27 protein-coding genes and 1 pseudogene are annotated in these 26,903 nt (G+C 58.9%); 10 read left to right on the forward strand and 18 right to left on the reverse strand.

What is annotated here, in order from left to right; genetic code table 11:
• Positions 1-12 precede the first annotated feature (12 nt).
• Entirely contained in the window at positions 13-1,437 is a 1,425-nt protein-coding gene (locus IMCC20628_RS14920) for an MATE family efflux transporter (protein WP_047032613.1), read from the forward strand.
• Between the two features lie 11 nt (positions 1,438-1,448).
• Here the strand turns inward: IMCC20628_RS14920 and IMCC20628_RS14925 are convergent, their stop codons facing one another.
• The 3 genes and pseudogenes from IMCC20628_RS14925 to IMCC20628_RS14935 all read right to left on the reverse strand — a co-directional run bounded on the left by IMCC20628_RS14925 (position 1,449) and on the right by IMCC20628_RS14935 (position 4,477).
• Positions 1,449-2,333 (reverse strand): patatin-like phospholipase family protein, encoded by an 885-nt coding sequence (locus tag IMCC20628_RS14925; RefSeq protein ID WP_047032614.1) that lies wholly within the window; start codon positions 2,331-2,333, stop codon positions 1,449-1,451.
• A gap of 79 nt (positions 2,334-2,412) precedes the next feature.
• Positions 2,413-2,946 (reverse strand): annotated as a pseudogene (rsmD, locus tag IMCC20628_RS14930) (16S rRNA (guanine(966)-N(2))-methyltransferase RsmD); the annotation flags it as partial.
• Entirely contained in the window at positions 2,927-4,477 is a 1,551-nt protein-coding gene (locus tag IMCC20628_RS14935) for a pseudouridine synthase (RefSeq protein ID WP_047030880.1), read from the reverse strand. The pseudogene rsmD and the gene IMCC20628_RS14935, both read right to left, overlap by 20 nt.
• A 171-nt stretch (positions 4,478-4,648) precedes the next feature.
• Between IMCC20628_RS14935 and IMCC20628_RS14940 the strand changes: the two genes are divergently transcribed.
• On the forward strand, positions 4,649-5,125 hold the full coding sequence (locus tag IMCC20628_RS14940) for a nucleoside deaminase (RefSeq protein ID WP_047030881.1): 477 nt from the start codon (positions 4,649-4,651) through the stop codon (positions 5,123-5,125).
• Positions 5,126-5,134: 9 nt separating this feature from the next.
• Here the strand turns inward: IMCC20628_RS14940 and IMCC20628_RS14945 are convergent, their stop codons facing one another.
• The 6 genes from IMCC20628_RS14945 to IMCC20628_RS14970 all read right to left on the reverse strand — a co-directional run bounded on the left by IMCC20628_RS14945 (position 5,135) and on the right by IMCC20628_RS14970 (position 12,493).
• Entirely contained in the window at positions 5,135-5,788 is a 654-nt protein-coding gene (locus IMCC20628_RS14945) for a hypothetical protein (RefSeq protein ID WP_052766443.1), read from the reverse strand.
• Positions 5,789-5,980: 192 nt separating this feature from the next.
• The gene (gene ileS / locus IMCC20628_RS14950; RefSeq protein WP_047030883.1) at positions 5,981-8,914 is read right to left on the reverse strand and encodes an isoleucine--tRNA ligase; all 2,934 of its coding nucleotides are present in this window, start codon (positions 8,912-8,914) and stop codon (positions 5,981-5,983) included.
• A gap of 253 nt (positions 8,915-9,167) precedes the next feature.
• Entirely contained in the window at positions 9,168-9,920 is a 753-nt protein-coding gene (locus IMCC20628_RS14955) for an SDR family NAD(P)-dependent oxidoreductase (RefSeq protein WP_047030884.1), read from the reverse strand.
• Complete coding sequence (locus IMCC20628_RS14960; protein ID WP_047030885.1) at positions 9,917-10,636, reverse strand: SDR family oxidoreductase; 720 nt, start codon at positions 10,634-10,636, stop codon at positions 9,917-9,919. Before IMCC20628_RS14960 ends, IMCC20628_RS14955 begins: the two co-directional genes overlap by 4 nt.
• Positions 10,633-11,622, reverse strand: coding sequence for a bifunctional riboflavin kinase/FAD synthetase (locus IMCC20628_RS14965; protein WP_047030886.1), 990 nt, complete (start codon positions 11,620-11,622; stop codon positions 10,633-10,635). Before IMCC20628_RS14965 ends, IMCC20628_RS14960 begins: the two co-directional genes overlap by 4 nt.
• A 22-nt stretch (positions 11,623-11,644) precedes the next feature.
• Positions 11,645-12,493 carry a TIGR01459 family HAD-type hydrolase gene (locus tag IMCC20628_RS14970; RefSeq protein ID WP_047030887.1) on the reverse strand — a complete coding sequence of 283 codons (849 nt, stop codon included), beginning with the start codon at positions 12,491-12,493 and terminating at the stop codon, positions 11,645-11,647.
• Positions 12,494-12,739: 246 nt separating this feature from the next.
• Between IMCC20628_RS14970 and groES the strand changes: the two genes are divergently transcribed.
• The 5 genes from groES (at position 12,740) to IMCC20628_RS14990 (ending at position 16,327) form a co-directional block, all read left to right on the forward strand.
• Positions 12,740-13,036: a co-chaperone GroES gene (gene groES, locus IMCC20628_RS14975; RefSeq protein ID WP_047030888.1), complete on the forward strand. Its 297-nt coding sequence runs from the start codon at positions 12,740-12,742 to the stop codon at positions 13,034-13,036.
• A gap of 70 nt (positions 13,037-13,106) precedes the next feature.
• A complete protein-coding gene (groL, locus tag IMCC20628_RS14980) occupies positions 13,107-14,753 on the forward strand; it encodes a chaperonin GroEL (RefSeq protein ID WP_047030889.1) in 1,647 nt (548 codons plus the stop codon).
• Positions 14,754-14,838: 85 nt separating this feature from the next.
• The gene (locus IMCC20628_RS25150; protein ID WP_156174527.1) at positions 14,839-15,015 is read left to right on the forward strand and encodes a hypothetical protein; all 177 of its coding nucleotides are present in this window, start codon (positions 14,839-14,841) and stop codon (positions 15,013-15,015) included.
• A 235-nt stretch (positions 15,016-15,250) separates the two neighbouring features.
• Positions 15,251-15,697, forward strand: a complete 447-nt coding sequence (locus IMCC20628_RS14985; protein WP_052766444.1) for a hypothetical protein — start codon at positions 15,251-15,253, stop codon at positions 15,695-15,697.
• 201 nt (positions 15,698-15,898) lie between these two features.
• Positions 15,899-16,327 (forward strand): DoxX family protein, encoded by a 429-nt coding sequence (locus tag IMCC20628_RS14990; RefSeq protein ID WP_047030890.1) that lies wholly within the window; start codon positions 15,899-15,901, stop codon positions 16,325-16,327.
• A 64-nt stretch (positions 16,328-16,391) separates the two neighbouring features.
• On the opposite strand, the gene IMCC20628_RS14995 is transcribed toward IMCC20628_RS14990, so the two are convergent.
• The 5 genes from IMCC20628_RS14995 to IMCC20628_RS15015 all read right to left on the reverse strand — a co-directional run bounded on the left by IMCC20628_RS14995 (position 16,392) and on the right by IMCC20628_RS15015 (position 21,091).
• Positions 16,392-16,709 carry a hypothetical protein gene (locus tag IMCC20628_RS14995; RefSeq protein WP_047030891.1) on the reverse strand — a complete coding sequence of 106 codons (318 nt, stop codon included), beginning with the start codon at positions 16,707-16,709 and terminating at the stop codon, positions 16,392-16,394.
• 266 nt (positions 16,710-16,975) lie between these two features.
• Positions 16,976-17,674: an ATP phosphoribosyltransferase gene (gene hisG / locus IMCC20628_RS15000; protein ID WP_047030892.1), complete on the reverse strand. Its 699-nt coding sequence runs from the start codon at positions 17,672-17,674 to the stop codon at positions 16,976-16,978.
• Positions 17,671-18,792, reverse strand: a complete 1,122-nt coding sequence (locus tag IMCC20628_RS15005; protein ID WP_047030893.1) for an ATP phosphoribosyltransferase regulatory subunit — start codon at positions 18,790-18,792, stop codon at positions 17,671-17,673. The genes hisG and IMCC20628_RS15005 overlap by 4 nt, the downstream gene beginning before the upstream one ends.
• A gap of 5 nt (positions 18,793-18,797) precedes the next feature.
• Complete coding sequence (hisS, locus tag IMCC20628_RS15010) at positions 18,798-20,492, reverse strand: histidine--tRNA ligase (protein ID WP_047030894.1); 1,695 nt, start codon at positions 20,490-20,492, stop codon at positions 18,798-18,800.
• Between the two features lie 125 nt (positions 20,493-20,617).
• Positions 20,618-21,091: a BA14K family protein gene (locus IMCC20628_RS15015; RefSeq protein WP_047030895.1), complete on the reverse strand. Its 474-nt coding sequence runs from the start codon at positions 21,089-21,091 to the stop codon at positions 20,618-20,620.
• Positions 21,092-21,360: 269 nt separating this feature from the next.
• Between IMCC20628_RS15015 and IMCC20628_RS15020 the strand changes: the two genes are divergently transcribed.
• A complete protein-coding gene (locus IMCC20628_RS15020; RefSeq protein ID WP_245307787.1) occupies positions 21,361-22,164 on the forward strand; it encodes a DMT family transporter in 804 nt (267 codons plus the stop codon).
• A gap of 2 nt (positions 22,165-22,166) precedes the next feature.
• On the opposite strand, the gene IMCC20628_RS15025 is transcribed toward IMCC20628_RS15020, so the two are convergent.
• Positions 22,167-22,520 carry a DUF1801 domain-containing protein gene (locus IMCC20628_RS15025; protein WP_047030897.1) on the reverse strand — a complete coding sequence of 118 codons (354 nt, stop codon included), beginning with the start codon at positions 22,518-22,520 and terminating at the stop codon, positions 22,167-22,169.
• Positions 22,517-23,152, reverse strand: coding sequence for a DNA-3-methyladenine glycosylase I (locus IMCC20628_RS15030; protein ID WP_047030898.1), 636 nt, complete (start codon positions 23,150-23,152; stop codon positions 22,517-22,519). The genes IMCC20628_RS15025 and IMCC20628_RS15030 overlap by 4 nt, the downstream gene beginning before the upstream one ends.
• Before the next feature lie 238 nt (positions 23,153-23,390).
• Here IMCC20628_RS15030 and IMCC20628_RS15035 point away from each other — a divergent pair, with 238 nt between their 5' ends.
• Both IMCC20628_RS15035 and IMCC20628_RS15040 read left to right on the forward strand, forming a co-directional pair.
• Positions 23,391-24,158 carry a L,D-transpeptidase gene (locus IMCC20628_RS15035; protein ID WP_047030899.1) on the forward strand — a complete coding sequence of 256 codons (768 nt, stop codon included), beginning with the start codon at positions 23,391-23,393 and terminating at the stop codon, positions 24,156-24,158.
• 255 nt (positions 24,159-24,413) lie between these two features.
• The gene (locus IMCC20628_RS15040) at positions 24,414-25,031 is read left to right on the forward strand and encodes a L,D-transpeptidase (protein WP_245307950.1); all 618 of its coding nucleotides are present in this window, start codon (positions 24,414-24,416) and stop codon (positions 25,029-25,031) included.
• Positions 25,032-25,134: 103 nt separating this feature from the next.
• Here IMCC20628_RS15040 and glcF read toward each other — a convergent pair whose 3' ends face one another.
• Together glcF and IMCC20628_RS24295 are read right to left on the reverse strand one after the other, a co-directional pair.
• Positions 25,135-26,472, reverse strand: a complete 1,338-nt coding sequence (gene glcF / locus IMCC20628_RS15045) for a glycolate oxidase subunit GlcF (protein ID WP_047030901.1) — start codon at positions 26,470-26,472, stop codon at positions 25,135-25,137.
• Positions 26,472-26,900 carry a response regulator gene (locus IMCC20628_RS24295; RefSeq protein WP_052766445.1) on the reverse strand — a complete coding sequence of 143 codons (429 nt, stop codon included), beginning with the start codon at positions 26,898-26,900 and terminating at the stop codon, positions 26,472-26,474. The genes glcF and IMCC20628_RS24295 overlap by 1 nt, the downstream gene beginning before the upstream one ends.
• Positions 26,901-26,903 lie beyond the last annotated feature (3 nt).

A 26,903-nucleotide genomic window follows, 5' to 3' on the forward strand; every position in this document is an offset into this window, starting at 1 on the left:
CCAAAGCCATCCATGACTGCTGCGGTACGCGGCGATTCGGCGAAATTTGTCACCGGCTCAACCATGCGTCACGTGGTGACCATGACCGCGACCGGATCGGTTGGGCTGGTGGCGATCTTTATCGTCGATGCGCTCAACCTGTTTTACATTTCGCTGCTCGGGCAACAGGAACTTGCCGCCGCGATTGGCTACGCCGGGACGCTGTTGTTCTTCAGCACGTCAATTGCCATCGGCCTTTCCATTGCTGCAACCGCATTGACGTCACGCGCGCTCGGTCGGGGCGCCCGGGCCGAGGCCCGGGAAATCGCCGGCGCGTCGATCGCCTATATGCTGATCCTGATGATAGCCACTGTCGCTGTAACCTACCCGTTTTTGGGCAAGCTTGTACGGATGATGGGAGCTCAGGGCCAGACAGCGGAGCTGGCAACGGAATTCATGCAGATCGTGCTGCCGTCATTGCCGGTCCTGGGCACCGGCATGTGCCTTGGCGCCTTGCTCCGGGCCGTCGGTGACGCCAAACGATCAATGTATGTCACTCTCGGGGCCGGCGCGCTGACTGCGATGCTTGATCCTATCTTCATCTTCTGGTTTGACCTTGGCATCCATGGCGCGGCCATTGCCACGGTGATTTCCCGTTTCGCGCTGGTCGGCATCGGTCTGTATGCGCTTATCCGGGTGCACAATCTCATTGCCATGCCGTCAAGAGCAGTGATTTCGCGGGAAATCACCCCGTTTCTCGCAATCGGGCTGCCCGCATTGATGACGCAGATCGCCACCCCTGTGGGCAACACCTTCGTGACCACGACCATGGCACAACACGGCGATGCGGCTGTCGCCGGCTGGGCTGTGGTCGGGCGGCTGATCCCGGTGGCATTCGGCGCCCTGTTCGCGCTGTCAGGTGCTGTGGGCCCGATCCTCGGGCAGAATTTCGGTGCGAAGCGCTATGACCGACTGACCTCGACCATGCGTGACAGCCTCGTCTTCATCATCATTTACACCCTGGCTGCCTGGGCACTGTTGGCGTTGTTTCGCAATCAGATTGCCGATCTTTTTGGCGCGGTTGGTGATGCCCGCGAGGTCATCGTGTTTTTCTGCCTGTTTGTCGCCGGCAGCTTCATTTTCAACGCCATGCTGTTTGTCGCCAATGCCGCGTTCAACAATCTCGGCTTCGCGCTTTATTCCACCGTGTTCAACTGGAGCCGCTCAACGCTTGGCGTGATACCGTTCGTCTGGCTAGGATCAAGCTGGTACGGCGCCACCGGCGCGCTGGCCGGCTATGGCCTGGGCGCGGTGGTGTTCGGCATTGCCGCCGTCATCGTCAGTTTCAGGGTGGTTGCGAATATTGGCGATAAGGATGGCGGCGGTCCCGACATGATCCCGGTTGCAGTGCCACCGGCGGGACAATCCGCATTCACCAGCGGCAAGGCGTCCATTTAAGGATTGTCACTCTACCCGACTTTGAAAAATGCGAACGCAGCATCAAGGTCACGCTTGAGCTGTTCGGCAACATTTTGTGATTCCGCGAGGATTTCCTTGGCCTTGAGGAAATCCAGAACGCGAAATTGGTGTACTTCGGGTCTGAGAAGAATGTGTGGTGGATGGGCCTGGCGCTTCATCTCGATGATGGATTGCATCATCAGCTGGCTTGCACCGAACATCATGTCGACGGTGGACGGCACCTGACCTGGCGTTCCCGAAGGCAGCCCCACCACGTCAACGCCGATGACAATGTCGGCCAACCCGTTCAATTGATCGAATGGCACCGGATTGAAGATGCCGCCGTCGATCATGATCCTGTCGCCAATCGTCACGGGGCGGAAGACTGCCGGGATTGCGGCGGAGGCGGCAAGTGCCGGGCGCAAATCACCTTCCGTGCATACCACTTCACAATGCCCGTAATAATCGGTGACCATGATTTTGGTCGGAATCTTGAGATCTTCGAACCGATGCGCCACGGTGTCGGGCAGGAAAGCTTCGAGAATGCGTTCAATATTGAACTGACCCAACCGAAGCCCGCCTTCCATGGCGTCCTTGACGCCGCGTGGGCGGGCCGCTTTCCATATCCGGCCAATCGCGTTTGAAGGCTTTCCGATCGTGGCCAGAGTGTGAGCGCGGATTTCCTCACCGGATAACCCTGAGGCCATCGACGCGCCCATGATGGCGCCAATTGACGATCCCGAAATCGCCACGGGTTGAATGCCCATGGCGTTGAGGGTTTCGATAATGTGGATATGGGCAATCCCGCGCGCACCGCCGCCGCCAAATGCGATTGCGACAGTCGGGTCGGAAGATCGAACCGGATGATCCGGAATGGCGGTTATTGCGTCACTCATTGTCGAGACCATTGTTGGCGATGGCCGGGTTCAGATTTTCAGCACCGGACCGGCCGGCTGCATTATAGCGAAAAATGCGCATGATCGTGTCACCAAATGCGCGGCTCTCCAACAATTCGAACGCCGCTCCGGGATCAGGAGAGGCAGCAGCCTCTTCTTCGAGAACAATCAGCGCGCCGTCGCCCAGCCAGCCGCCTCGGGCGGCCGACGTGAGCGCATCATCGCCCAGACCCCGGCCATAGGGCGGATCGGCGAAAACCAGATCAAACTGTCCCATTGTGCCGCAGGGCCCGAGTTTGGTGGCATCGCGGCGATACAATCGGGCGCGACCCTGCAACCCGAGGGTCTCGATGTTTTGCTGGATGATCCCGCGGCCTTCGACGCCATTTTCCACAAACAGCGCAGAGCGGCAGCCGCGCGACAAGGCTTCCAGCCCCAGCGCGCCGGTGCCTGCGAACAGGTCAAGCACGCGGGTTCCATCGAGCGCCTCGGCATAGCCATGGCTCAGGATATTGAACAGGCTTTCGCGGCTCCGGTCCGTGGTGGGGCGGATTGACTGGGTTTTGGGTGCGGCAAGGTTTCTGCCGCGAAACTCACCGCCGACGATCCGCACCGGGTCCACGTCCCTTGCCGGAAGCTGGCTTGCCACCGCGATCGCCTGAAGGTCTGCCTTCCGGCGCCTTGCCGGGACCCTTGCTGAAACTCTTGCCCGGGCCCTTCGAAGGACCATCGAACGATTTGCCGCCGCCTGGTTTGCCGGACGGCTTCATTCCGGGCTTGCCGCCGGGCTTCTTGAAGTCCCGCTCTGGCCTGGCTTCAGCGCCTTCGGCTGCGGGACGGGGTTTGGATCGACCCTTGGGAAAGCTGCCGCGGCGGGTATCTGCACGCTGATCGGCGCGGGCGGGCTTGCCGGAGCTGCGTTCGCCGTCGCCCTTTTTCTCGTCCGCGACCGGACGTGCGCCCGGCGCCATCCAGACATTGGTGGCGCGGCTGCGCTGGACAAAGCTGCGCTTGGCAGGCTTGCCACCAGGCTCCTCGTTACGTCCGCCGCCTGGCCGTTCTCCTTTCGGAGCGCCAAAAGGCTTGCGGTCTCCGCGATCACGGTCCGGGGCACGGTCGCGATCCTTGCCAAACGATTTTCCGTCGCGCTCGGGCCGTCCGGGCTTGGTGTCCAGACGGGCCCGTGCGCGCTCAGTCTTTTCCGAAGCTGAGATCCATTCGCGCTGCGCCGGTTTGGCGGGCGCCTTGGGCTTGGCTTCAGGTTTCGGCGGCGGAAGATGCTCGCTCAGCGGCGCCTCGAAATTGGCGCCAGATTCCTCGATCATGCGCTCGCCGAGCTGTTCGCGCAGGATCCGGCTCTTGATTTCGAAAACTTCGCCTTCGCGAATATCGCCAAGCTGAAAGGGTCCGAAGGAAATGCGGATCAGGCGATTGACGTCGAGACCGAGGGCGCCGAGCACATTCTTGATCTCGCGGTTCTTGCCTTCGCGCAAGCCCATGGTGATCCAGACATTGTGGCCCTGCTTGCGATCCAGCGTCGCCTCGATGGCGCCATAAAGCACGCCCTCGACGGCAATGCCGTCTTTCAGCTCATCAAGCCGGGCCTGATCAATATCGCCATAGGCGCGGACGCGGTAGCGTCGCAGCCAGCCGGTCTGAGGCAGTTCCAGCGTCCGGGCCAAGCCGCCATCATTGGTCAGCAGCAACAGCCCTTCTGTATTGATGTCGAGCCGGCCGACGGTCAGGACGCGCGGCAGATGATTAGGCAATCTGTCGAAAACGGTTTCGCGGCCCTCGGGATCCTTGTTGGTCGTCACCAGGCCCGCAGGCTTGTTGTAAACCCAAAGCCGGGTGCGCTCGATCCCGTCAATTACCTCGTTATCAACCTCTATCCGGTCGGACATGGAAACAACGATGGCCGGACTTTCAAGGACCTTGCCGTTGACCTTGACTCGTCCCTCGGCGACCATCCGCTCGATATCGCGGCGCGACGCCACGCCGGCACGGGCCAGGATCTTGGCGATACGGCCGCTATCGGCGGCGGGCTCTGTTGTTTCCGGCGGGGCCTTACGGGGCGATGCCTTGTCTGGCGTCGCCGTATCGGAGTGCGGTTTGCCGGGTTTGGGCTTGTCTTGTTCTGTCATTTGTTGTCTGCCTGCCTCTACAGCGCGTTCTTCGATCTTTCCAGATTGCAAGGGCACTGTAACATGTTTGGTTTGGCGATACGTCGTTCGACAGATCGGTTCTGTTGTCATGGGGGTATGGCCGCTTAGATCGCTGTCTATCAGGTTGAACGAGCCGGGTTAAGGGGTTTCATGCATGGTCTTACTGCAGCAGGACGTTTCGTGATCAGCAAGGGCTTTATGGACCTGGCGCTTGACGAGGCGCGGGCGGCGGCCTCGCGCGGTGAAGTGCCGGTGGGCGCGGTGGTGGTTCGCGACGGTGTGGTGGTATCGCGTGCAGGCAACCGGACCCGCGAGCTCAACGACGTGACCGCCCATGCTGAAATTCTAGCCATCAGACAAGCTGCAGAAAGCCTCGGAACCGAGCGGCTGACCGACGCCGACCTCTATGTCACGCTTGAACCCTGCACCATGTGCGCAGCGGCGATCTCGTTTGCCAGATTGCGGCGGTTGTATTTCGGGGCTGAAGACCAAAAGGGCGGCGCCGTAACAAGCGGCGTGCGGTTCTTCAACCAACCCACCTGCCACCACAGCCCCGATATCTATCCCGGCATGGCATCCAGTGACGCCACGCATCTGCTCAAGGGATTTTTCAAGGATCGTCGCTAAATCAAGCGCTTACCAAGGCCACCAGGTTCTTTTCCCAGTGCCAGCTTTTTTGGCTTCGGAAATGCGCCGCCGTTCCTTGACGCGCTCGGGCTCGCCAAGTTCGCCCGCCGGGGCAGAGGCAGCCGGCTGGCGATAGGTCAGCGGCGGATCGGACAAAAAGCGGCGGCGGTCGGAATAAGCACCTTGCTGGATCTTCCTTGCCTGCTGATAGTTCTCACGCTGTTTCTGCAGCTTGAGAATTTCAGACGGGCTCGGTGGCCCATCACCTGCACCGCCAGAATTCGGCATACTGCCTCCTGAAGACGCAACCCGCTTGGCCAAGGGAGAGCTGTAATTCGCGCCACCGGAGTCAGCCTCTGCAATCAACCGCTTGCGGGTATCCTCAGGTGATTCAACCCATGCAGGGTTGTTTTCGGCAAGATTTTGCTGAGGCGCCGGAAGGCTTGCAGTATCACCCGGCTTCACAATTGCAGGGCGCGGCTTGTACTCGATACCCGCTCCCTTGTTGCTCTTGCCGATCGACGCAATGTTGCCAATGTCATCAATAAGTTGCGCGGTCGCCGTCTTGTCAGTGCCATAGGTTGGACCAAGACAGCCCGACACGGTCAGGCTGGCTGCAATGAGGGCGCCGATGGTCACGCAGGCGCGATACTCTGTCTTCATTGTCATACGCGGGGTCCCGTCTCAGACAGTCACTTGGAATTCAAACTGCTTGTCGTCGCACAATCCGGCCATTTTCAGGCAGACCGGACGTATTCAGCGGAGGTTTTATCGGATCGGCGCAGCAAGGGCAATTGACCCCGCGAATTTTGCTCCAGAACAATACAGCGCCAGGCTCCGGAGCCTGGCGCTTTTTTACAGTCGGCCCAGCTTTTTGAGTTCCTGCAGGGCAGCGGCATCCCGGGCCGACACATCCGGAAATGCCGGATCGGAGCCGACATCGTCGGTAATGCGCCATGAACGGGCACATTTCACCCCTTCTGCAAGCGCAGGCACAACAGCGACGGCGCTGACATCGTCAATCCGGAACGCGGAGTCAGGCCCTGGAGTCGTCTCAACCTTCACACCCGAGGTGATGCAGATTTCGGCAAAATCGCAATCTCCGATCGCCTCCACCAGTGCCGAGTCGGTGATATGGACCACAGGCGCGGCCTCCAGCGACGAGCCGATGCGCTTTTCACGCCGCTCGATTTCAAGCGCACCGGTGACGACACGCCGTACGGTGCGGATTTTTTTCCACTTGGCCGCCAGAGCGTCGTCGCGCCATTCACCTGGCACCTCGGGGAACTGTTCGAGATGAACCGATTCGGCATCCGGCTTGTTGGAAAGCCATGCCTCTTCCATGGTGAAGGGCAGCATTGGCGCCAGCCATGTCACCAGGCAATCGAAGATGGTGCGAATCACCTGAAGCGACGCGTGTCGGCGCTGGCTCGATGGTGCATCGCAGTAGAGCGCGTCCTTGCGGATATCGAAGTAGAACGCGGAAAGCTCGATATTGGCAAAATCGGTGAGTGCGCGGGAGATGCGCTTGAAATCGAAATTGTCGTAACCGGTGCGCACCAGCACATCCAGCTCGGCAAGCCGATGCAGCATCAGCCGCTCCAGTTCTGGCATATCAGCTGGCGCAACCGTGTCACCCGCGTCGTGGGACAGGGTGCCCAGCATCCAGCGGATGGAATTGCGCAGCTTGCGATAGGCATCGATATTGGTCTGGATGACCGTCTTGCCGAGACGCTGATCCTCCCAATAATCGGTGTTCATCACCCACAAGCGCAAAATGTCAGCGCCGGACTTGTTCATGATGTCCTGCGGGAACACCTGATTGTTCAGCGATTTTGACATCTTGCGGCCGTCTTCGGCCATGGTGAAGCCATGGGTGATGACCGCATCATAGGGTGCGCGGCCGCGGGTGGCGCAGCTTTCGAGCAGCGAGGAATGGAACCAGCCGCGGTGCTGATCGGAACCTTCCAAATAGACATCTGCCGGCCATTTGAGATCCGGGCGATCCTCCAGCGTGAACACATGGGTACAACCCGAATCAAACCAGACATCGAGAATGTCAGTGACCTGGAGCCATTTCGGATCGCTGGCCTTGTCGCCGAGGAAGCGCTCGCGGGCGCCCTGTGCAAACCAAGCGTCCGAGCCTTCAGCTTCAAAAGCTTCGAGAATGCGGGCATTGACCGCATCATCGTCGAGCACGACGCCATCAACATCGGCGAAGACGCAGATCGGCACGCCCCAGGCGCGCTGGCGCGACAGCACCCAGTCGGGCCGGTCCTCGATCATGCCGCGCAGGCGGTTCTGTCCGGCGGCCGGCACGAAACGGGTGTCCTCGATGCCTTTCAGCGCACGCGACCGAAGCGTGGTGCCGTCGCCGAAATCCTTGTCCATGTAGACAAACCATTGCGGCGTGTTGCGGAAGATGATCGGCTTCTTTGACCGCCAGGAATGCGGATAGTCATGCTTGATACGGCCTCGAGCAAACAGATTGCCGGCCTCGATCAGCGCAGTGATCACGGCCTGATTGGCGTCGCCCTTCTTGCCCTTGTCATCGATCACCCGTGCCGGCCCGCCTTCGCGGTCCGGTCCCAGACCCGGTACATCCTTGGTGTAGAAGCCGGCGTCATCGACGGTGAACGGGATAGCTGACGAGATGCCGCGGGCCTCGATGTCACGCGCGGCATCCATCCAGGCTTCAAAGTCTTCGCGACCATGGCCGGGCGCGGTGTGGACAAAGCCGGTACCAGCATCATCGGTGACGTGATCACCGGCGATCAGCGGAACGCCAAACTCGTAGCCGCCGCCGAGGCCCTTGAGCGGGTGAGCGCAGACCATGCCTTCCAGATCGCTGGAGTTGACGTCGGAGAAGCGTTTGTACTGAAGCTTGGCCTTGGCGAAACATTCTTCAGCCAGTGCATCGGCAAAGATCAGTCTCTCGCCCGCTTGCGGACCGAAATCATTCTCCGCTGCAGTGACCTCATAAAGGCCGTAGCCGATGCGGGTGGAGAATGAGACAGCACGGTTGCCGGGGATGGTCCAGGGGGTCGTCGTCCAGATAACCACGGCGGCGTCGGCAAATTCGCTCGAACCACCAGACGCAATCGGGAACTTCACCCAGATCGTGTCACTCTCAACCACTTGATACTCGACCTCGGCCTCGGCCAAAGCCGTGCGTTCGACCACCGACCACATGATCGGCTTGGAACCGCGATAAAGCTGGCCTGATTTGGCGATCTTCAGCAGTTCACCGGCGATCCGCGCTTCGGCGTGGAAATCCATGGTCTTGTAGGGATTGTCGAAATCGCCCTCGATGCCGAGACGCTTGAACTCCTCGGACTGCACATCAACCCAATGCTGGGCCCAGTTGCGGCATTCCTTGCGGAATTCCAGCATCGCAGCAGGATCTTTCAGGTCCGGCTTTTCCTTGCCCTTGGAGCGGTAGTTCTCTTCCTCGATCTTCCATTCGATCGGCAGACCGTGGCAATCCCATCCCGGCACATAATTGGAATCAAATCCGCGCATCTGGAACGAGCGGGTGATGACGTCCTTGAGGATCTTGTTGAGCGCATGGCCGATATGGATGTTGCCGTTGGCGTAGGGCGGGCCGTCATGCAGCACGTATTTGGGACGTCCGGCGGAGGTTTCACGCAGCTTGTCGTAAAGCCGCATTTCCTGCCAACGGGCAACCAGTTCGGGCTCCATCTTGGGAAGGCCGCCGCGCATCGGGAATTCGGTTTCAGGCAGATTGAGCGTCTTGGAGTAATCGAGCTTGTCGTTGGTGTCGGTCATGGTGTCGCAATCTTTTGGGCCAATGGCCCGTGGTGGACATAGTATCGAAGAATTCGGAAGCGGACGCGGAGTTCACGCCAAAATGCCCGGTCTCCTGCGAGCTCTGCTCAGCGGGAAACCGGGACCATAATTCGTATCGGCGGCGAGCCTGTGATCGGGACAACCGTGGTCATGGGTCGGGTTCATACTGGTTTTTGCGCTGCATGAAAAGAACATTGCGTGCCGCAAATGCTTCATGTTCAGGTTCCTGCCCTCAAGACTTGAGCCGATCATAAATCAATCGTCGCATCAAAGCCGTCACCGGCTTGGGTAAAATCCTGCCCGTGAATGCAATAGCCCGGTTTGGCAAACCGGGAATTGATGTCTTCCTGCCCGCAAGCACGTCAGCCATGATGAGGCTTGCCGCCAGGTCCGGAGCCATGCGTTTGCTGGCATCTGCGCCTTGCGGCGCGTGCGTTTCGGCATGATCGGTGCGCAGGGGACCCGGAAATGCCACAGTAATCGTCACGCCTTTGGTTTTGGCCAGTTTGCGCATGCTCTTGGCATAGATCGCCAGCGCATCTTTGGAGGCGGCATAGCTGGCAGCACCCGGATAGCCTGTGAAATGCGACAGCGACGAGACAAAGACCATTGCCGCACCGGGTGCAAGTGCGTCGGCCGCGAACAGACTGGCCGTGATCACCATTGGTGCTTCGGTGTTGACGCGCAGCAGATCAATATGCGCCTGAGCGGACAATGTCTCGAACCGGCCAGTGGCGTTGATTCCGGCATTGAGGACAACCAGATCATAGGGACCGGAATCCACAAGTCTGGGCATGATCCGGTCAAGCTGGTCGCGGCTGGTCAGATCACACTGAACGAAATCAACCGGTCCACTGGTCAATTGCGGCGTATCGCGATCCAGCACGACCGCATCATAGCCGTTGGCCAACAGCCAGCCGACAGTTGCTGCACCCAGCCCGGAACTGCCTCCGGTAACAAGCGCACGCTTTGAAGCCCGGATCACAGCCGCCTCCCCGTAAAGGCGCCACCATTGAGATAGCGCACCCAGGACAAATTGACGGGAGACCGGCGCGCGGCAATGGCCGAAGCCATCATCGCCGCCACATCATCGGCTTCGAGAAACACCGACCGCATGCGGCCGGGATCATAACCGGCCTTGTCATGCATGTCAGTTTTCGCCGCACCAGGATGCAGAACCTGAACCGACACCTGCCCCTTCCACTCCGACCGCAGTGCGCGGGCCAGTCCGTGCAAGCCTGCCTTGGAGGCGGCATAGACTGGAATCGTCGCCGAGCCGGAACGGGCAACAGAACCGATCAATGTCAGGGTTCCCTTGGATTTCTTGAGCAAAGGAAAAAGAGCCCGCGCCTGCAGGATGGCCGAAAGAAGATTGACATCGAGGGTCTGGCGAATTGCCTCGGTGCTGTCGATGCCGTTGAGTGGCGCTATTCCGGTACCGGCATTAAGCACCACATTGTCGAGACCGTCCCAGCCGTGATCGCGAATACCATTGACCAGTGCCTGAGCCGAAAGCTGCGGATCATTCTGGTCGGCAACGACATATCCGGCGCCCTGCGGCAGCATGTCCGCGACGTCGGCTTGAGATTTGCGCCCGGACAGAAGCAGACTGTGGCGACGTGACAATTTCTTTGCCAGCGCCAGCCCCAGGCCGGTATTTCCGCCGGTAATCAGAATGCGGCGCGGCTTGGCGCCGATCATCCTGCGGGCTCAAATGTCATGGCCCGATCCAGCGGAGACAGCGGCGTCAGGTGCCCCAGAACAGCACGCGCTTCGGCCTCGTCGATCTTCATCTGCGCCACCAACTCATCCAGTCCATCGAACTTTTCCTCGCCACGAAGCCTCGAGACAAACGAGACCGTGCATGTCTCGCCGTAGAGATCGCCGGAAAAATCGAACAGCACCGTTTCAAGAACCAATGCAGCGTTGTCATCGTCAACGGTTGGTCGACGGCCAAAACTTGCCACGCCGTCGTAAACTGTTCCGTCAGCCTTGCGGAACCGGACTGCGTAGATTCCGGGCAGCAAGGTCGTTTCCGGCGGCAACGACATATTCGCGGTCGGATAGCCCAGTGTGCGGCCCAGTTTCTTGCCGTGAAGCACTTCGGAGGAGATTGCATAGCGATAGCCGAGCAATCCGGCAGCTTCAGCGACATCGCCAAGCGCCAGCGCCGCGCGGATGCGGCTCGACGAAACCACCTCGGCGTTTTCATCCTGGAATTGCTCAATCAGGGTGACATCAAATCCATGTCTGTCTCCGGCCTTCATCAGAAAGTCCGGATTGCCTTCACGCCCCTTGCCGAAATGAAAATCATAGCCGGTGAAGACATGACGTACGCCAAGCTGGTTGCACAGGATGGCGGTGACAAACTCTTCCGCGCTTTGGGCGGAAAAGGCCTTGTCGAAGGGCTGCTCCACCACGGCATCAAAGCCGAGCTGCCCGAGGATGGCGGCTTTCATTGGCGCTGGGGTCAAGCGGAAGACCGGTTGCTCTGGACGAAAGACTGTTCGCGGATGCGGCTCGAAGGTGAGCACGACCGCCGAAACGCCCAATGCTTGCGATGCTTCGGTGGCGCGCGCCAGAACCGCCTGATGTCCACGATGCACGCCGTCAAAATTGCCGATAGCCACGACGCCGCCCTTAAGTTCGTCCGGGAAGCTTTCGACATCATGGAACCGTTGCGCCATCGTGTTCCTCACCTGGCGCCGCTCAGGCAAGCCATTCCATCCAGTAAGCCGGGGCAACTCCTGCTGTGTCCAGGAAGGAATTCAGCCGCGCCTCGTCGGTACTGCGGCCGTCGATATATTGGCGCGCGTGGATCCCGCGGGCAATGAATATAGCGTCGATGCCATTGTCCAGTGCGCCCCGAATATCGGTGGTGACACCATCGCCTATGGCCAGGGTGCGCCCCAGATCGACGTCGCCGCGCAAGGCGCGCGCCCGCGCCATGGCTTCAATATAAATAGGCGCATGTGGTTTGCCGGCGATCCGGGTTTGGCCGCCGAGCTTTACATAAAGATCAGCCAGGGCTCCGGCGCAAGGAACCAGACGGTCGCCGCGCTCGACTTCACGATCAGGATTGGCGCAGATAAACGGCAGGCCACGGGCCTGAAACCCTGCCAGCAAGGCCCGGTAATCGTCGGCAGTCTCTTCCTCGTCATTGAGAAGTCCGGTGCACAGCACGGCGTCGGCGGCACCAGCCTCAACCAGATCGATATCCAGTCCATCGACCAATGGCATATCCCGCTCAGGTCCGAGAAAATAGATGGCGCGCGGCGCATCCTGAACCAGTCGACGGGTCACGTCGCCTGACGTCACAATGTCATCCCAGCAGTCCGGATCGACACCGATGGTATCAAACTGACGGATCACATCGTTCGCAGGCCGTGGTGAATTGGTGATCAGAATGACCGTCTGGCCGCGGGCGCGGGCGGACTTCAAGGCCTCCACTGACAAAAGAAACGGATTGACGCCATTATGGATGACACCCCATACATCGCACAACAGAACGTCGGCGCGATCGGTCAACTGATCAAGGTCGGTAATTCTGCGTGGCATTGCGGCTGGTTCCTTTTCAGCCCACCGATGTCGCCCAGCTTGCCTCCGAATACAAGTCCCCGCCGGAAAATTGCGCCCTGGGCGCAAAAACATCAAGCTGCAATGCTCTCCAATATCTTGACTCTTGGTCTCTGCGCTCTTATCTCGGCTTCGCTAGCACTCGACAGAGGTGAGTGCCAGCTTCATCTCCGTGAGGCCCAAATGAGGCCTCAGTTGCTTCTGTCATTCGATCAAGGAATATAGACAATGGCAAAAACCACGTTCCGTCCCCTCCACGACCGCGTTGTCGTTCGTCGTGTTGAGTCCGAAGAAAAAACAAAGGGTGGCATCATCATTCCTGATACCGCCAAGGAAAAGCCGCAGGAAGGCGAAATCATCGCCATCGGTTCCGGCATCCGCGACGAAGCCGGCAAACTTGTGCCGCTCGACGTCAAGTCCGGCGACCGCGTGCTGTTCGGCAAATGGTCCGGCACTGAAATCAAGCTTGATGGCGAAGACCTTCTGATCATGAAGGAAAGCGACATCATGGGCGTCCTCGGCTAAGCCGAAATTCCGCCTGAACAAATCCAATCTGCCTCAACACGATGGGCCTCAGGCCCGGGAGTTAAGTTAAATGGCTGCTAAAGAAGTAAAATTCGGTCGTACCGCCCGCGAGAAAATGCTGCGCGGCGTCGACATTCTGGCTGATGCCGTCAAGGTAACGCTGGGCCCCAAGGGCCGTAACGTCATCATCGACAAGTCCTTCGGCTCACCCCGCATCACCAAGGACGGCGTCACCGTCGCCAAGGAAATCGAACTGGAAGACAAGTTCGAGAACATGGGCGCACAGATGGTGCGTGAAGTCGCATCGAAGACCAACGACATCGCCGGCGACGGCACCACCACGGCAACCGTGCTGGCCCAGGCTATTGTCCGCGAAGGCGGCAAGGCTGTTGCTGCCGGCATGAACCCGATGGACCTCAAGCGCGGCATCGATATGGCTGTGACTGAAGTCATCGCCGACCTTCAGAAGAAGGCCAAGAAGATCAAGACCTCGGCTGAAGTCGAACAGGTCGGAACGATCTCCGCCAACGGCGAATCCCAGATCGGCAAGGACATTGCCGAAGCTATGCAGAAGGTCGGCAACGAGGGTGTCATCACCGTCGAAGAAGCCAAGACCGCTGAAAGCGAACTCGAAGTTGTCGAAGGCATGCAGTTCGACCGCGGCTACCTGTCGCCTTACTTCGTGACCAACCCAGACAAGATGCTGGCCGAACTTGAAGACGTCTACATCCTTCTCCATGAGAAGAAGCTTTCGAACCTTCAGGCCATGCTGCCTGTGCTCGAAGCTGTTGTGCAGACTTCCAAGCCACTGCTCATCATCTCGGAAGACGTTGAAGGCGAAGCTCTTGCTACGCTCGTGGTCAACAAGCTGCGTGGCGGCCTGAAGATTGCTGCCGTCAAGGCTCCTGGCTTCGGTGATCGCCGCAAGGCAATGCTCGAAGACATCGCCATCCTGACCGGCGGTCAGGTGATTTCCGAAGACATCGGCATCAAGCTCGAAAACGTTACCCTGGAAATGCTGGGCCGCGCCAAGAAGGTGTCGATCACCAAGGAAACCACCACCATCGTTGATGGCGCTGGCAAGAAGACTGAAATCGAAGGCCGGATCACACAGATCAAGGCTCAGATCGAAGAAACTACGTCTGACTACGACAAGGAAAAGTTGCAGGAACGCCTTGCCAAGCTGGCTGGTGGCGTTGCCATCATCCGCGTCGGTGGTGCAACTGAAACGGAAGTCAAGGAACGCAAGGACCGCGTCGACGACGCGCTCAACGCTACCCGCGCTGCCGTTCAGGAAGGCATCGTTGCCGGCGGCGGCACCGCGCTGCTGCGTTCGTCCGTGAAGATCACCTCCAAGGGTGCAAATCAGGACCAGGAAGCTGGCATCAACATCGTTCGCCGTGCCCTGCAGTCGCTGGTTCGCCAGATTGCTGAAAACGCAGGCGACGAAGCTTCGATCGTGGTTGGCAAGATCCTTGAAAAGGACGAAGAAAACTGGGGTTACAACGCCCAGACGTCCGAATATGGCGACATGATTGCCATGGGTATCGTCGATCCGGTCAAGGTTGTTCGCACAGCCCTGCAGAATGCAGCTTCGGTTGCTTCGCTGCTGATCACCACCGAAGCCATGATTGCCGAAATCCCGAAGAAGGATTCCGGCGGCGGCGGCGGCATGCCTGACATGGGCGGCATGGGCGGAATGGGCGGCATGATGTAATAAGGCTTCTGCCTTATTGCACCGACCACAACGCTTCGCCATGAACCACAAAACTTCAGGCCGGCAAACGGCCTGAAGCAGTGGTATGAGCGGTATCATGCAATGCGGCTTTGGCCGTAGTGCAAACAATCAAGGCGGTCATTTGACCGCCTTTTTTGTTATTCCGGGACCTGATGAAATTGTCGCAGAACCGTTCCGACGTTTGATGTCTAAAGTAAATTTGCTAAACTTGGTTAATGAATTTGCCATTAACCGAAAATAGAGGATAGGTTTGATTAAATGACTTATTGAACCTAATTGATAGCCAGCGAAAGCCTGTACCTGCATGACGTCCCAATGATGCGGCATGCTGATCACCGGATATTTCCCGACCTCCAGCCGTTGGTCAGATCAGTTAATGCTTTATTCATAGTCTACCCGAGTGGCGCTAGAAGCTCAGCTCGGGCGGACATGAAATTGCAGGCACACGAATTCATCACGTATCGCCGAGGCCGACATTGTTTAAGATTACAAAAGCGGACAGCATATCAAGGTTTGGCGCGCAGCCGCAGGGCTTCATCGCACCTGATCACGAACTCCTCTCACATTATTGCCAGATTGAGAGCTGGACCGCCGACCTTTCAACGGGCGTATTCCATCTCGGCCCGGCCGCCCGTCACCATCACGGCCTTTCCGAAGACGGTGATTTCGGGCTGTTCAATCTGATGCAGTGTTATGATTCCCAATACCGGCAGCATGTGCTGGAACTTTACGAGGTGGCAGCCATGAGCCCCTCCTCGTTCTGCTTCTCCACAACGATCGTTCACAGCGATGGAAGCCAGGTCCCGGTGATGTGCATCGGCGAATCCTCGAATTTCTCCGATGACGGCAGTGGCGCCATCAATGGCGTCTTCGTATTCCCTACATTCAGACTGAATGACAAGGCGCAGCCTTACAGCCAGTGACGACAGTCACCGGCGAACATCCCTCGGCCAGACGTCCTGACATTGTAACGGACCGCAGCCAAACACCCCTATAGCCACCTGACTGATCGACTGCCTCGTCAATCGCCACCAAAATGTGAACAATTCGTCCACCATTGTTCATCTATTTGCGCGACCCAAATACCGGTATGGCTGATGGCAGATTGAAATCAGGAAACAACCATGTCAACGAATCTCACACTTCTCATCGCCCGCATCCTGCTCAGCTTCATGTTCATCATGTCCGGTTTTGGCAAGCTGGCTGATCCTGCCGCGACCGCCGGCATGATTTCCGGTGCTGGCCTGCCGGCCGCATCTCTGCTTGCCTATCTTGCAGGTGCATTCGAGCTCATCGCCGGTCTTGCCGTTCTTGTTGGTTTTCAGACCAAGATCGTCGGCTGGGCACTGGCTGCATTCTGCATTTTCACCGGTGCCGTCTTTCACTCCGGCACAGTCGCCATTGACGGCTGGCCTGAAGCTGCTCTTGGCTGGATCAACACGCTGAACATGATCATGATGATGAAGAACTTCACTCTGGCAGGCGGTTACATCCTGCTCGCCACGACGGGCGCTGGCGCATGGTCGATCGACGCGCGCCGCAAGGCGGCCTGAGTTAAAACCACAAGCCTTTTGGCTCAATCCATAGCCCGGCGTGTCACCACGCCGGGCTTTTTTGCTATTCGGTCTGCACATGGTCCGTGAACTGACCAGCCGGCATACGGTTGACCAGCTTGCGGATGCCCCAGAAGGCGACAATGCCAAAACCGACGATCACCAGCATCTCGACCAGGCGGGATGCCATATAGCTTTCGCCGCCAAAGACCATCGCTAAAAGCCCGATCACCAAGCCACCGGTCACCAGCACTGACAACAATGCAGGTAACAGATCCCCCCGAAGCACCGCCGCATTAGGATTGCTGGCGGCCAGCCGCGCCAGGATGGCAAGCAAGAGCATCGACGACAGAAAGATCACTGCACCAACAGAAAATTGCATGGGAATCACCAAAATCCAAAACCATCCCGAAGCCTGGGACGAGGCTGAACCGGTGGAGAAACGGCTTTGTGGTTGGCGGAGCCGTTCGCCCGGATCAGTGCCAACTGGTCAAGGACGAAGGACGCGTGCAGGCCGGGTCTGTCCCGGGTTCCGTCATCTTGGCTCAGTTTACGGAAAACGCAAGATCCCGGCTGATCGCGCGAACACTATTTCCGTCTTGACCTAAATATAACCAGACGCAGATGGCGCACGGACCGGCAAACCGCTCAGGCGACGGCGCCGCGTACGGCTTTGAGGATCGCGGCCATGCGCGGATCCTGATCATGTTCGGGCTTGCGGGCGCGAACCAGGCAGGCCTCGGATCTCAGGATCACGCCGTCAGACAGAACCCGCAAGTGATTGGCGGTCAGTGTCGATCCGGTCGAGGTGATGTCAACGATGATGTCGGCAGCACCTGATGCCGGCGCACCTTCGGTGGCGCCCAGGCTTTCCACGATGCGGTAGAGCTGGATGCCGTGACGGGTGGAGAAGAAACTCTGCGTCAGCCGCCAGTATTTGGTGGCAATTGCAAGCCTGCGGCCATGGCGGGCGCGGAAATCAGCCGCGACATCGCCAAGATCGGCCATGGTGTCGACATCCTTCCAGATGTCAGGCACTGCAACCACCACATCAGCATTGCCGAAGCCGAGGCGGGCGGCAATTTCCACGCGCTCATCGGCGCGAGCGAGGCTTTCGCGCACCAGATCTTCGCCGGTGACGCCAAAATCAACAGCGCCGGCGCCCAATTCCCGGGCGATCTCGGAAGCCGACAGGAATGCTACTTCGACGCCGTCCAACCCTTCGACCCGGCCACGATAGCTGCGATCATTGCCGATGGCCGAGATGGCGAGCCCGGCGCGGTCAAACACCGCGATGGCGTCGTCCTTCATCCGGCCCTTGGATGGCAGCGCGATGGTCAGGGTCATGGCTGCGCCCTCACGGTTTCAATGCGATCAAGCCAGAGCGAGAAACCCACGGCGGGAATTGGTTGTTGCGCGCCGAGCAGCGTCATCAAACGGTCGTAACGGCCACCGCCGGCCAGCGCCGCGTCGCCCTCGCCTGCAGAGATCTCGAAGACCAGACCGGTGTAATAATCCAGCGGTCGGCCAAAGGCTGCGCGCCAGCGCATGGCTGACAGATCCTCGCCGCGATCCGAGAGCGCTGCGAGACGGGCCTCGAATTGTTTGCGGGCCGCGCGGATATCGAGCCCGGCATGATCGGCGAAGTCAGCCAGCGCCTGACCGGCACAATCAAGCGGCACATCCAGTGCGAGGAAGGTCTTCAGCGCGTCCAGCGATGCCGACGGCAGCCGGGTGGCGTCGAGCGATTGCTTGTCCATCAGCCGGGCGGTGATTTCGGCGGGCGTGCGGCTGGCATTGGTGGAGTAGCCGGTGGCCTGCATGACGCTTTCGATGTGAGCTTCAAGCCCGCCAGCGTCGCCCTTGGCAAGAAAGTCCGCAACCGAAGGATCGGGCGTTGCAGAGGCGTCCGGACTGGCCAGCCGCGCAATCATGGTGGTGAGGGCGGCTTCATTGCCGAAGGCGTGGATCAGTCGTTTTTGCCAACCGGCGGGAAGTCCGAGACCGGCGACGACCGCTTCAAACACCGACTGGTCGCCAAGGACAATCGACAGGCTTGCAGCGGGCGCAAATTCTGCGATCAGAGCGCGGGCTTCGGACAGGGCGCGGGCATCGGCGCTGGCTTCGTCAGTCTCGCCGAGATCCTCGACGCCGGCCTGATAGAACTCGTTGCCGCCCTCGCGGCGCTGGCGGAACACCTCACCGAGATAGGAATAGCGGCGCGGGGTGGCGACATTTTCGGCAATATGGGCGCGGCACACCGGAATGGTGAATTCGGGCCTGAGGCAGAGGCTCTCGCCGGTCTCGGATTCGGTCAGAAAAATGCGGCGGCGCAGATCCTCTCCGGCCATGTCGAGAAACGGCTCAGCCGGCTGGATCACCGGGATGTCGACGCGTGGCGCCTGCAGCGCCTCAAGCGCGCGGGCAAGGTCAGCGGCGAAAACGGGAGCTCCGGCCTGAGGCATGTGGTTCAGCCCTGCCCTTTGGCTGCATAGGCAGCCTGCGCTTCAAGAATACTTTTCACTGTCGACACCAGTTCAGCCTCAGCGACCAGATGTTCGCCGGCCTTGGCTTCGCGCCATTCGGCATTGTCGGTGATGGTCTCGGCGATGCGCTTGCCCTCGATCAGGTCCTTGACGATGATCTGACCCAATTCCTTCTCGTTGCCGCCCTGAATGATGGCAATCGGTGCGCCGCGCCGGTCGGCATAACGCAGCTGTTTCGGGAAATCCTTGGGATTGCCCTGAAACAGTTCGACCGGAATGGTCGGTCCAAGCGGCTGGCCGTCATCATCGAGCGGGTTGAGGGCGGTGCGCAGTTCCTGCGCCATTTTCGCGTAATCGCCGATGCGGTCGCGGTCCATGATGGTGATCAGGATCGGGCCGCTGGCTGCGTCGCCGGATAGCTTGCCGAGGTTTTTCAGTGCCGTCATCAACCGCGAGACGCCGATGGAGAAACCTGTTGCCGGTACCGGCTGGCCCATGAAGCGCGACACCAGCCCATCGTAACGGCCCCCGCCGCCGACGGAACCGAACTGGACCTTCTGGCCCTTCTCGTTGGTGACATCGAACAGAAGCTCGGCTTCGTATACCGGCCCGGTGTAATATTCGAGGCCTCGGACGACAGAGGGGTCGATCTTGATGCGGTCTTCAGAATAACCTGCACCTGTTATCATATTATAGATCGACAACAATTCACCGATTCCGGCGGTCCCTGCCGAAGCATCGCCGATTGGGTCTGCCAGCGCTAAAACAATTGGAAGCGTCCAAAAAGCCTCTGAGCTTTTTGCATCAGCTTCATCGAAAATGGGCTTCCCATCGACTTTGAAACTACTGAGATACTCTGCCCAAGTCTGGGAAAACGAGACGATCTCCTCCCCAAACCCAACTCGCATGTTTTCTTCTAATCCACTGAGCAAAACCGGCGTTTCAAACAATCGTGCAAGTTTGTTTGCAGAATCCGATGAGAGGCCAGCACCGGCAGTGAAGTCGCCACTGTCATCTTTCCGTCCGGTGGTCAAAAGCTCGATAACCCCTGAACGCCCGAATTTATCAAATTTATCAAGACTTCTAAGGACAGTAAGCTTTTGAGCCTCGGTTACGCCCCGCGCTTCCATCACGCCATCGAGCACTTTGCGGTTATTGACGCGGATCACATAGTCGCCGCGCGGGATGCCGAGCGCTTCCATGGTGTCGGCCATCATCATGCACATTTCGGCATCGGCCTGGACGCCGGGCGCGCCGACGATGTCGGCGTCGAACTGCATGAACTGGCGGAAGCGGCCGGGGCCGGGCTTTTCGTTGCGGAACACCCAGCCTGAGCGATAGCTGCGGTAGGGCAGTTGAATGTCGTTGAAATTTTCGGCCACATGACGCGCCAGCGGCGCTGTCAGATCATAGCGCAGGCTCAGCCACTGATCGTCGTCATCCTGAAACGAGAACACGCCCTCATTGGGACGGTCCTGATCCGGCAGGAATTTACCCAGCGCATCGGTGTATTCGACAAAAGGCGTTTCCACCGGCTCGAAACCGAAGCGTTCATAGACGGTTCTGATCTTGGCCATCATCTGATCGGTGGCGCGGATATCAGAGGCCGAGCGATCAGGAAAACCGCGCACCAGACGGGCTTTGAGTTTCTGGGGCTTCTTTTGCTTCTTGTCGGACATGAAAACGGCCTGGGAAAGGAGAAACGCTATGCTCGCGCTTCTCCTAACCGACACGCCGTTTTGCTGCAAGGCTTGGGCAACGATCAAACCTGACCATCACCCGGGATCAGAGGTATTTGCCCGGCTCAGTAATAGGGCGATCGGCATTCGCGACGGCCGCCTTGATAGGGCTGGAACGAATTGTCCCGCTCCCGGTAGGACCGGTATTTGTTGTAACACCAACCAACATGCTGCGGGTTGGAATAGCCCGGCCGCACATAGCCATTGTTACCGTTGTTGTTGAGCGCGCCGCCGATTATTGCGCCAAGTGCAAAAGCAGCAGGCGGGAACCAGTAGCCGTTGTGTTGACGGTAACCCCGGCGCTGGTGACGGTAGCCGCGGTGACCGTTGTAATAACCGCGATTGTTCTGGCGGTAGAAGCCACGGTTGCGGTTGTTGCGGTACATTTTACCATGTTTGCCGCTTTCCACCGGAACCACCAAACTGGATGGGGCTTCTATCTGAGCGGCCGGCTTTTGCAGCGGCACTGCGGATGCAGGCATAATCATGGTCAGGCAGAAAGATACAGAGATAAGGGCTCTAACGGTAGTTTTCAGCATGTCTCACTCCTCGAGTTTGATGGCGGAATTCCCTTCAGGACATAAACGCTCTGCTCGGTTGATGGTTCCAACCATACCACTCCCGTTGTACGTGTAAAGTCAGCAAACACCCTCTGCTACAGTCGACAAGCGATGCAAAACGGCGGATAGATCTGGCGGTTCAAACCTCGCATTTCCATTCTGCCCACGAAAGCTGGCCGCCCTTGCGACTTATCCTTTTGACAACCCTGACATTGATAGCTTTTGCGGCCAATTCCGTGCTCGGACGGATGGCTATAGGAGCGGGCGAAGCGCCGTTGATCGATCCGGCGAGCTATTCCGCCGTCAGACTGGCGAGCGGCGCGGTGATGCTGGCGGTGCTGGTTGCACTGACCGGCTCGGGGCAGAACCGGTCGATGCGCCTCCGTTCAGGCTCGTGGATCTCTGCATTCGCGCTGTTTGTCTACGCGGTGGCGTTTTCCTATGCCTATGTTGCACTCGATACCGGCATTGGCGCGTTGATCCTGTTTGCTTGTGTGCAAGCCACCATGATCGGCTGGAGTCACAAGGAGGGCGACCGGCCGTCCAAGCTTGAATGGCTGGGACTGATAACCGCCTTCGGCGCCTTTGTCTGGCTGGTCTCGCCGGGCCTGTCGGCACCTGACCCACTGGCCGCAAGCGCCATGGCTCTGTCGGGCGTGGCCTGGGGTGTCTATTCGCTGCGTGGCAGAGGCCTGCCTGACCCGCTCAAGGCAACGGCGGACAACTTCGTTCGCTCGGTGGCGTTTTTATTGCCACTCGGCCTGATCGTTCAGATTGCACAACTGCCAGTACACGTCAGCTCCCGGGGCCTGTTGCTGGCCACGCTGTCCGGCGCGATCACCTCGGGGCTTGGCTACGCGCTGTGGTACCAGGTGCTCAGGCAAATCGGTGCAACCCAGGGCGCAATTCTGCAACTGATCGTGCCGGTGATGGCCGCGGTCGGCGGAACACTGTTTCTGGCCGAGGGCTGGACCTTGCGGCTGGTCGTTTCATCGCTGCTCATTCTCGGCGGTGTCGGGCTTGCCATTGTCGCCAAACAGAGGCGGGTTTGACGCTAGCCTGTTTTGGCCCGCTTGCGCAGCTTGTAGGTCAGCGCCAGAGCGATGCAATGCGACAGTGCCTCCCGGTCAAGCTCGCTGTCTTTTTCCAGCACGATGGCGCGGTTGCCTTCGTAAGTCAGCGCCTCCGGATAGAGCGCCCGGAATTCCTCGACCAGATTTGTGTGGCAGATGAACATCAACGCTGCATTGCCATCCTCGCGAGGTTGAATTCTCACCGAACTGCCAATATTGCGCTTTGCCGGGGTAAAGCTCTGCTCGCCCCATTTGAGGCTTTCTTCCAGCCGGCCGATTTCCGGCATATCAGCCGCGACCTGCTGTATCAGAGCCTTGATTTCGTCGGGCGTCATGCCGGGCGCACCAATGCAGTGCGCAAAGCCTCGACCTCGGCCCGGCAGCAGCAGCCTTCGAGGTGGTCATTGACCAGCCCCATGGCCTGCATGAAGGCATAGACTGTCGTTGGACCAACAAAGCTCCAGCCGCGTTTCTTCAGATCCTTGGAGATGCGGGTCGATACCGCGGTTGTCGGATTGGCGGTCAGCGTGAAGTAGTCCACCGTCGCAGGCCGCTCGTCGGGACCCGGCTCATGGCTCCAGAAATAGGCGGCAAGCGAACCGAACTCATCGACCACCTCGATGGCGCGATGGGCATTGTTGATGGTCGAAACGATCTTGCCGCGATGCCGGACAATGCCCTTGTCTGCAACCAGCCGTTCGATATCGGCATCGTCAAACAGCGCTACCTTGCGGAAATCAAAACCGGCGAAACCGGCACGAAAACTCTCGCGCTTGCGCAGGATGGTCAGCCAGGAAAGGCCTGCCTGGAACCCCTCCAGGCAGATCTTTTCAAACAGGCGGATATCATTGGTAACCGGCCTGCCCCACTCGTCGTCATGATAGGCGAGATAGTCTGGCAGGTTGCTGGGCCAGAAGCAGCGGGTGCGGCCATCATCTCCGGTGATCAGGCCGTTTTCATGCGCCATGGGGTCGCTCTTGTCATGGTTAATCGGGAATCGACGGCAATTAAGCGGTCGTTCACTGCGTTTGGCAAGGCAGCGATAACCCTAAGCAGAGCTTTCTACCCAAACGGGCATTTTAGGCGTTTGGATTCACCAATTGATTCCACTCTAGCCTCACCATGAGCCTTGCACACAGGGCCATTGCCGCAAAACCGGCGATGGCGTCCTGTTCAAATCAGACGAAAGGTATTGGGTCCGTCCGATGAAAAAACTTGCAATCCTAGTCCTGTCAGGCGCGGCGCTAAGCCTCGCCTCCATCACTGCCCCGGCAATCGCGGGCGAACGCTATGGCCAGCGCCCGCCGGTTGTATTGAGCCCGGATCTGACTGCTCCCTGGGTGCTGCAGCTTGGTGGCCACGCGGCACCGCGTGGCGGCGTGGTCTACCGGACCCAGCCGAAGGTTGCCCGGGCGCCGGTCTATCAGAGCCGCTCACTCAAGGTTGAACCGCGGCGGGTTACCAATGTGGCGCTGGCCGCACCACGCGTCAAAGCCGCGCCTACCCGCCAGATCGGCTCGCAATTCCTGCCGCAGATGGTGTCTTACGACGGCAACCAGAAGCCCGGCACGATCATTATCAACACCAGCGAACGTTATCTCTATTTCGTCACCGGCAATGGCCAGGCGCGACGCTACGGTGTTGGCGTAGGCAAGGAAGGCCATGCCTGGAGCGGCACCGAGAAAATCACCCGCAAAGCAGAGTGGCCGGGCTGGACGCCGCCCGCCGAAATGATCAAGCGAGTGCGCGAAAAGGAAGGTCGAATTCTGCCGGCCCATATGAAAGGCGGCCCGGAAAACCCCCTCGGCGCCCGGGCGCTCTACCTCGGCTCGACGCTTTACCGGATACACGGCACCAACCAGCCCTGGACCATCGGCAAGGCGGTCTCATCGGGCTGTATCCGGATGCGAAATGAAGATGTCACCGACCTCTATGAGCAGGTAAAAGTGGGCGCCAAAGTTATCGTCATATGATCAGCCAAAAATATACCGAGATATCAAACCCGGTCCGGCGCCAGCGCCGCGGCCGGGTTTTTCATGTCCGGGTGCAATTGTTTTGCCCGCCGTAACGGTTGATCCCCTGAAAAACGGTGGTACCTTTGCCTTCAGGGGCCGAAGCACGAACAAGGGGACACCATGATCTTTCCACGACTCTCAACCCGATTTGCCATTATCGCAGCGAGCGCCTTGACGTTTCTGATCGCGCCTGCGCTGCCGGATGCGTCGGCCATGCCGCGGAGCGCGGCACCTGCAGCAACCGAAACGGCGTTGCCGATCGTGCAGATCGCGCAATCGAAAAAGCCGAAGTCGAAATTCTGGCGCAAGAAGGTCAGGCTGCAGACGGACCAGAAACCCGGCACCATCATCATCGATACCAACACCAAATATCTCTATTATGTCGAAGGTAAGAACCGAGCCACTCGCTATGGCGTCGGCGTCGGTCGCGAGGGATTTGGTTGGTCAGGAACCGTGAAAGTTGGCCGCAAGGCCGAATGGCCGGGCTGGACTCCACCCGCCACCATGATTGCGCGTGAACGCAAGAAGGGGCGCCATTTGCCGGCTCATATGAAAGGCGGGCCCAACAATCCGCTCGGCGCGCGCGCGCTGTACCTCTACAAGGGTGGACGCGACACCATCTTCCGCATTCACGGCACCAATCAGCCCTGGACGATAGGCCTGAACATGTCGTCAGGCTGCATCCGGATGATGAACGAGGATGTCGAGCATCTCTACAGCCGCGCTGGTATCGGCTCCAAGGTCATCGTGATCGGCCCCAAAGGCAAAGGCTCGGAGAAACTCTACACCGACCGCGGGATGGATTTCTTCGGCTCGCTGTTCGGCGGTTGAGCCTGCGGTTTCATCGCATCTGCTGTAAGCGGCATTGACAGACAAGGCGGCGTTTTGGGACGCCGCCTTTTTCGTTAGAGCATCAGAAATCCGCTTCGGAGCCCTATTCGGCGGCTTCCAGCCGCACCGTCTTGACTGCGATTGGCAATCCGACGGGTTTTTCGCCGCCATAGACCCAGTCGAGCAATTCCACCGTGTGGATGATCGGGATATCGGTGCCGCCGGCGATCTGGGTCATGCAGCCGATGTTGCCGGTGGCGATCAGGTCCGGCTTGGTGCTTTCGATGTTTTTCACCTTGCGGTCACGCAGCGTGCGGGCAATCTCGGGCTGCATGATGTTGTAGGTGCCAGCCGATCCACAGCACAGATGGCCCTCGGGCGGGTCCTTGACGGTAAAGCCCGCAGCCTTGAGCAGCGCCTTGGGCTGCACCGTGATCTTCTGGCCATGCTGCATCGAACAGGCCGAATGATAGGCCACGACCATGTTTGCGCCATTGACTGGAGCTGGCATCCCGATGGTGGCAAGGTATTCGGTGATGTCCTTGGCGAGCGCGGACACGACGGCGGCCTTTTGCGCATAGGCCGGGTCCTCACGCAACATGAAGCCATAATCCTTGATCGTCGTGCCACAGCCCGATGCAGTGATGATGATGGCATCCAGACCGCCATTGTCGATTGCCCGCGTCCAGACGTCGACATTGTTGCGCGCGGCGTCGAGCGCATCGTGCTCGCGGCCCATGTGATGCACCAGCGCGCCGCAACAGCCCTCGCCTTCCGGCACCACCACTTCGACACCAATGCGGTTGAGCAACCGGATTGTCGCCTCGTTGATGCCGGGCTTGAGCACCGGCTGCGCGCAACCGGTGAGGATGGCGACACGGCCACGGCGTACAGCGGAAGCGGCATGGGTTCCCGGTTTGGCGAATTTCGACGGCTCGGGTACGGAAGCCGGCGCAAGTTCCAGCATCGCGGCCACCGGTTTCATGCCGGGCAGCACCTTGAACAGCGGCGCGAATGGACGGCCGATGCGGGCGGCGTAAAGCGAAGCGCGGAAGCGTCCTGGATAAGGCAAAACAAGCGCCAGCAATCCACGGATCAACCGGTCGGTGAGCGGCCGCTTGTAGGTCTTTTCGATATGGGCGCGGGCATGGTCCACCAGATGCATGTAATTGACGCCCGACGGGCATGTGGTCATGCAAGCCAGGCAGGACAGGCAGCGGTCGATATGGGTGACCACCTGCTTGTCGGCGGGCCGGTCATTTTCCAGCATGTCCTTGATCAGATAGATCCGGCCACGCGGGCTGTCGAGTTCATTGCCGAGCGTCACATAGGTTGGGCAGGTGGCGGTACAGAAACCGCAATGGACGCATTTTCTGAGGATCTTTTCGGATTCGGCGACACCGGGGTCTTGGAGTTGCTCGACGGTGAAATTGGTCTGCATCAACTTTTCCCCGCGTATTTTTCAACAAACTTCACAACGGAAACACTTGAACTGACGACATCTTCTGCTCCAGCCTCCATTAGTTTCGCTCGGCTACCTAAACCTCTCGCGCCAGCGAATATCAGAACCGGCATTTTTTCATCAATTTTTCGAATCAGTTTAAGCAACTCCAATCCGGCAAATTTGTTATCGAATCCGTTCTCCATTCTTCCTAAATCTGAAATTACTGCTGAATAATCTAAACTTGAAATTTTGCTTAATGCGTCTTCCGTACTAATGGACAGATCAATGTCTACCCCCTTCTCCTTGAATGACTCAATCAAGTGGGCATTGTTTATCGGGAAATCATCTACCCACAAAACTCTCCGGGAGCTCCCTATAGCAGCAGAAAATTCTTTTTCCTCTATAAACGCTTCGCCATTTTCCATCTT

The sequence above is a fragment of the Hoeflea sp. IMCC20628 genome (genome assembly GCF_001011155.1).
Classification (GTDB): domain Bacteria; phylum Pseudomonadota; class Alphaproteobacteria; order Rhizobiales; family Rhizobiaceae; genus Hoeflea.

Excerpts from the sequence above, each read along its gene's own strand:
- IMCC20628_RS14920 (WP_047032613.1), top strand. The coding sequence starts at position 13 with ATGACTGCTGCGGTACGCGGCGATTCGGCGAAATTTGTCACCGGCTCA.
- IMCC20628_RS14925 (WP_047032614.1), bottom strand. The coding sequence starts at position 2,333 with ATGAGTGACGCAATAACCGCCATTCCGGATCATCCGGTTCGATCTTCC.
- IMCC20628_RS14935 (WP_047030880.1), bottom strand. The coding sequence starts at position 4,477 with ATGACAGAACAAGACAAGCCCAAACCCGGCAAACCGCACTCCGATACG.
- IMCC20628_RS14940 (WP_047030881.1), top strand. The coding sequence starts at position 4,649 with ATGCATGGTCTTACTGCAGCAGGACGTTTCGTGATCAGCAAGGGCTTT.
- IMCC20628_RS14945 (WP_052766443.1), bottom strand. The coding sequence starts at position 5,788 with ATGAAGACAGAGTATCGCGCCTGCGTGACCATCGGCGCCCTCATTGCA.
- ileS (WP_047030883.1), bottom strand. The coding sequence starts at position 8,914 with ATGACCGACACCAACGACAAGCTCGATTACTCCAAGACGCTCAATCTG.
- IMCC20628_RS14960 (WP_047030885.1), bottom strand. The coding sequence starts at position 10,636 with ATGATCGGCGCCAAGCCGCGCCGCATTCTGATTACCGGCGGAAATACC.
- IMCC20628_RS14965 (WP_047030886.1), bottom strand. The coding sequence starts at position 11,622 with ATGGCGCAACGGTTCCATGATGTCGAAAGCTTCCCGGACGAACTTAAG.
- IMCC20628_RS14970 (WP_047030887.1), bottom strand. The coding sequence starts at position 12,493 with ATGCCACGCAGAATTACCGACCTTGATCAGTTGACCGATCGCGCCGAC.
- groES (WP_047030888.1), top strand. The coding sequence starts at position 12,740 with ATGGCAAAAACCACGTTCCGTCCCCTCCACGACCGCGTTGTCGTTCGT.
- groL (WP_047030889.1), top strand. The coding sequence starts at position 13,107 with ATGGCTGCTAAAGAAGTAAAATTCGGTCGTACCGCCCGCGAGAAAATG.
- IMCC20628_RS25150 (WP_156174527.1), top strand. The coding sequence starts at position 14,839 with ATGAGCGGTATCATGCAATGCGGCTTTGGCCGTAGTGCAAACAATCAA.
- IMCC20628_RS14990 (WP_047030890.1), top strand. The coding sequence starts at position 15,899 with ATGTCAACGAATCTCACACTTCTCATCGCCCGCATCCTGCTCAGCTTC.
- IMCC20628_RS14995 (WP_047030891.1), bottom strand. The coding sequence starts at position 16,709 with ATGCAATTTTCTGTTGGTGCAGTGATCTTTCTGTCGTCGATGCTCTTG.
- hisG (WP_047030892.1), bottom strand. The coding sequence starts at position 17,674 with ATGACCCTGACCATCGCGCTGCCATCCAAGGGCCGGATGAAGGACGAC.
- IMCC20628_RS15005 (WP_047030893.1), bottom strand. The coding sequence starts at position 18,792 with ATGCCTCAGGCCGGAGCTCCCGTTTTCGCCGCTGACCTTGCCCGCGCG.
- hisS (WP_047030894.1), bottom strand. The coding sequence starts at position 20,492 with ATGTCCGACAAGAAGCAAAAGAAGCCCCAGAAACTCAAAGCCCGTCTG.
- IMCC20628_RS15015 (WP_047030895.1), bottom strand. The coding sequence starts at position 21,091 with ATGCTGAAAACTACCGTTAGAGCCCTTATCTCTGTATCTTTCTGCCTG.
- IMCC20628_RS15020 (WP_245307787.1), top strand. The coding sequence starts at position 21,361 with ATGGCTATAGGAGCGGGCGAAGCGCCGTTGATCGATCCGGCGAGCTAT.
- IMCC20628_RS15025 (WP_047030897.1), bottom strand. The coding sequence starts at position 22,520 with ATGACGCCCGACGAAATCAAGGCTCTGATACAGCAGGTCGCGGCTGAT.
- IMCC20628_RS15030 (WP_047030898.1), bottom strand. The coding sequence starts at position 23,152 with ATGGCGCATGAAAACGGCCTGATCACCGGAGATGATGGCCGCACCCGC.
- IMCC20628_RS15035 (WP_047030899.1), top strand. The coding sequence starts at position 23,391 with ATGAAAAAACTTGCAATCCTAGTCCTGTCAGGCGCGGCGCTAAGCCTC.
- IMCC20628_RS15040 (WP_245307950.1), top strand. The coding sequence starts at position 24,414 with ATGCCGCGGAGCGCGGCACCTGCAGCAACCGAAACGGCGTTGCCGATC.
- glcF (WP_047030901.1), bottom strand. The coding sequence starts at position 26,472 with ATGCAGACCAATTTCACCGTCGAGCAACTCCAAGACCCCGGTGTCGCC.
- IMCC20628_RS24295 (WP_052766445.1), bottom strand. The coding sequence starts at position 26,900 with ATGGAAAATGGCGAAGCGTTTATAGAGGAAAAAGAATTTTCTGCTGCT.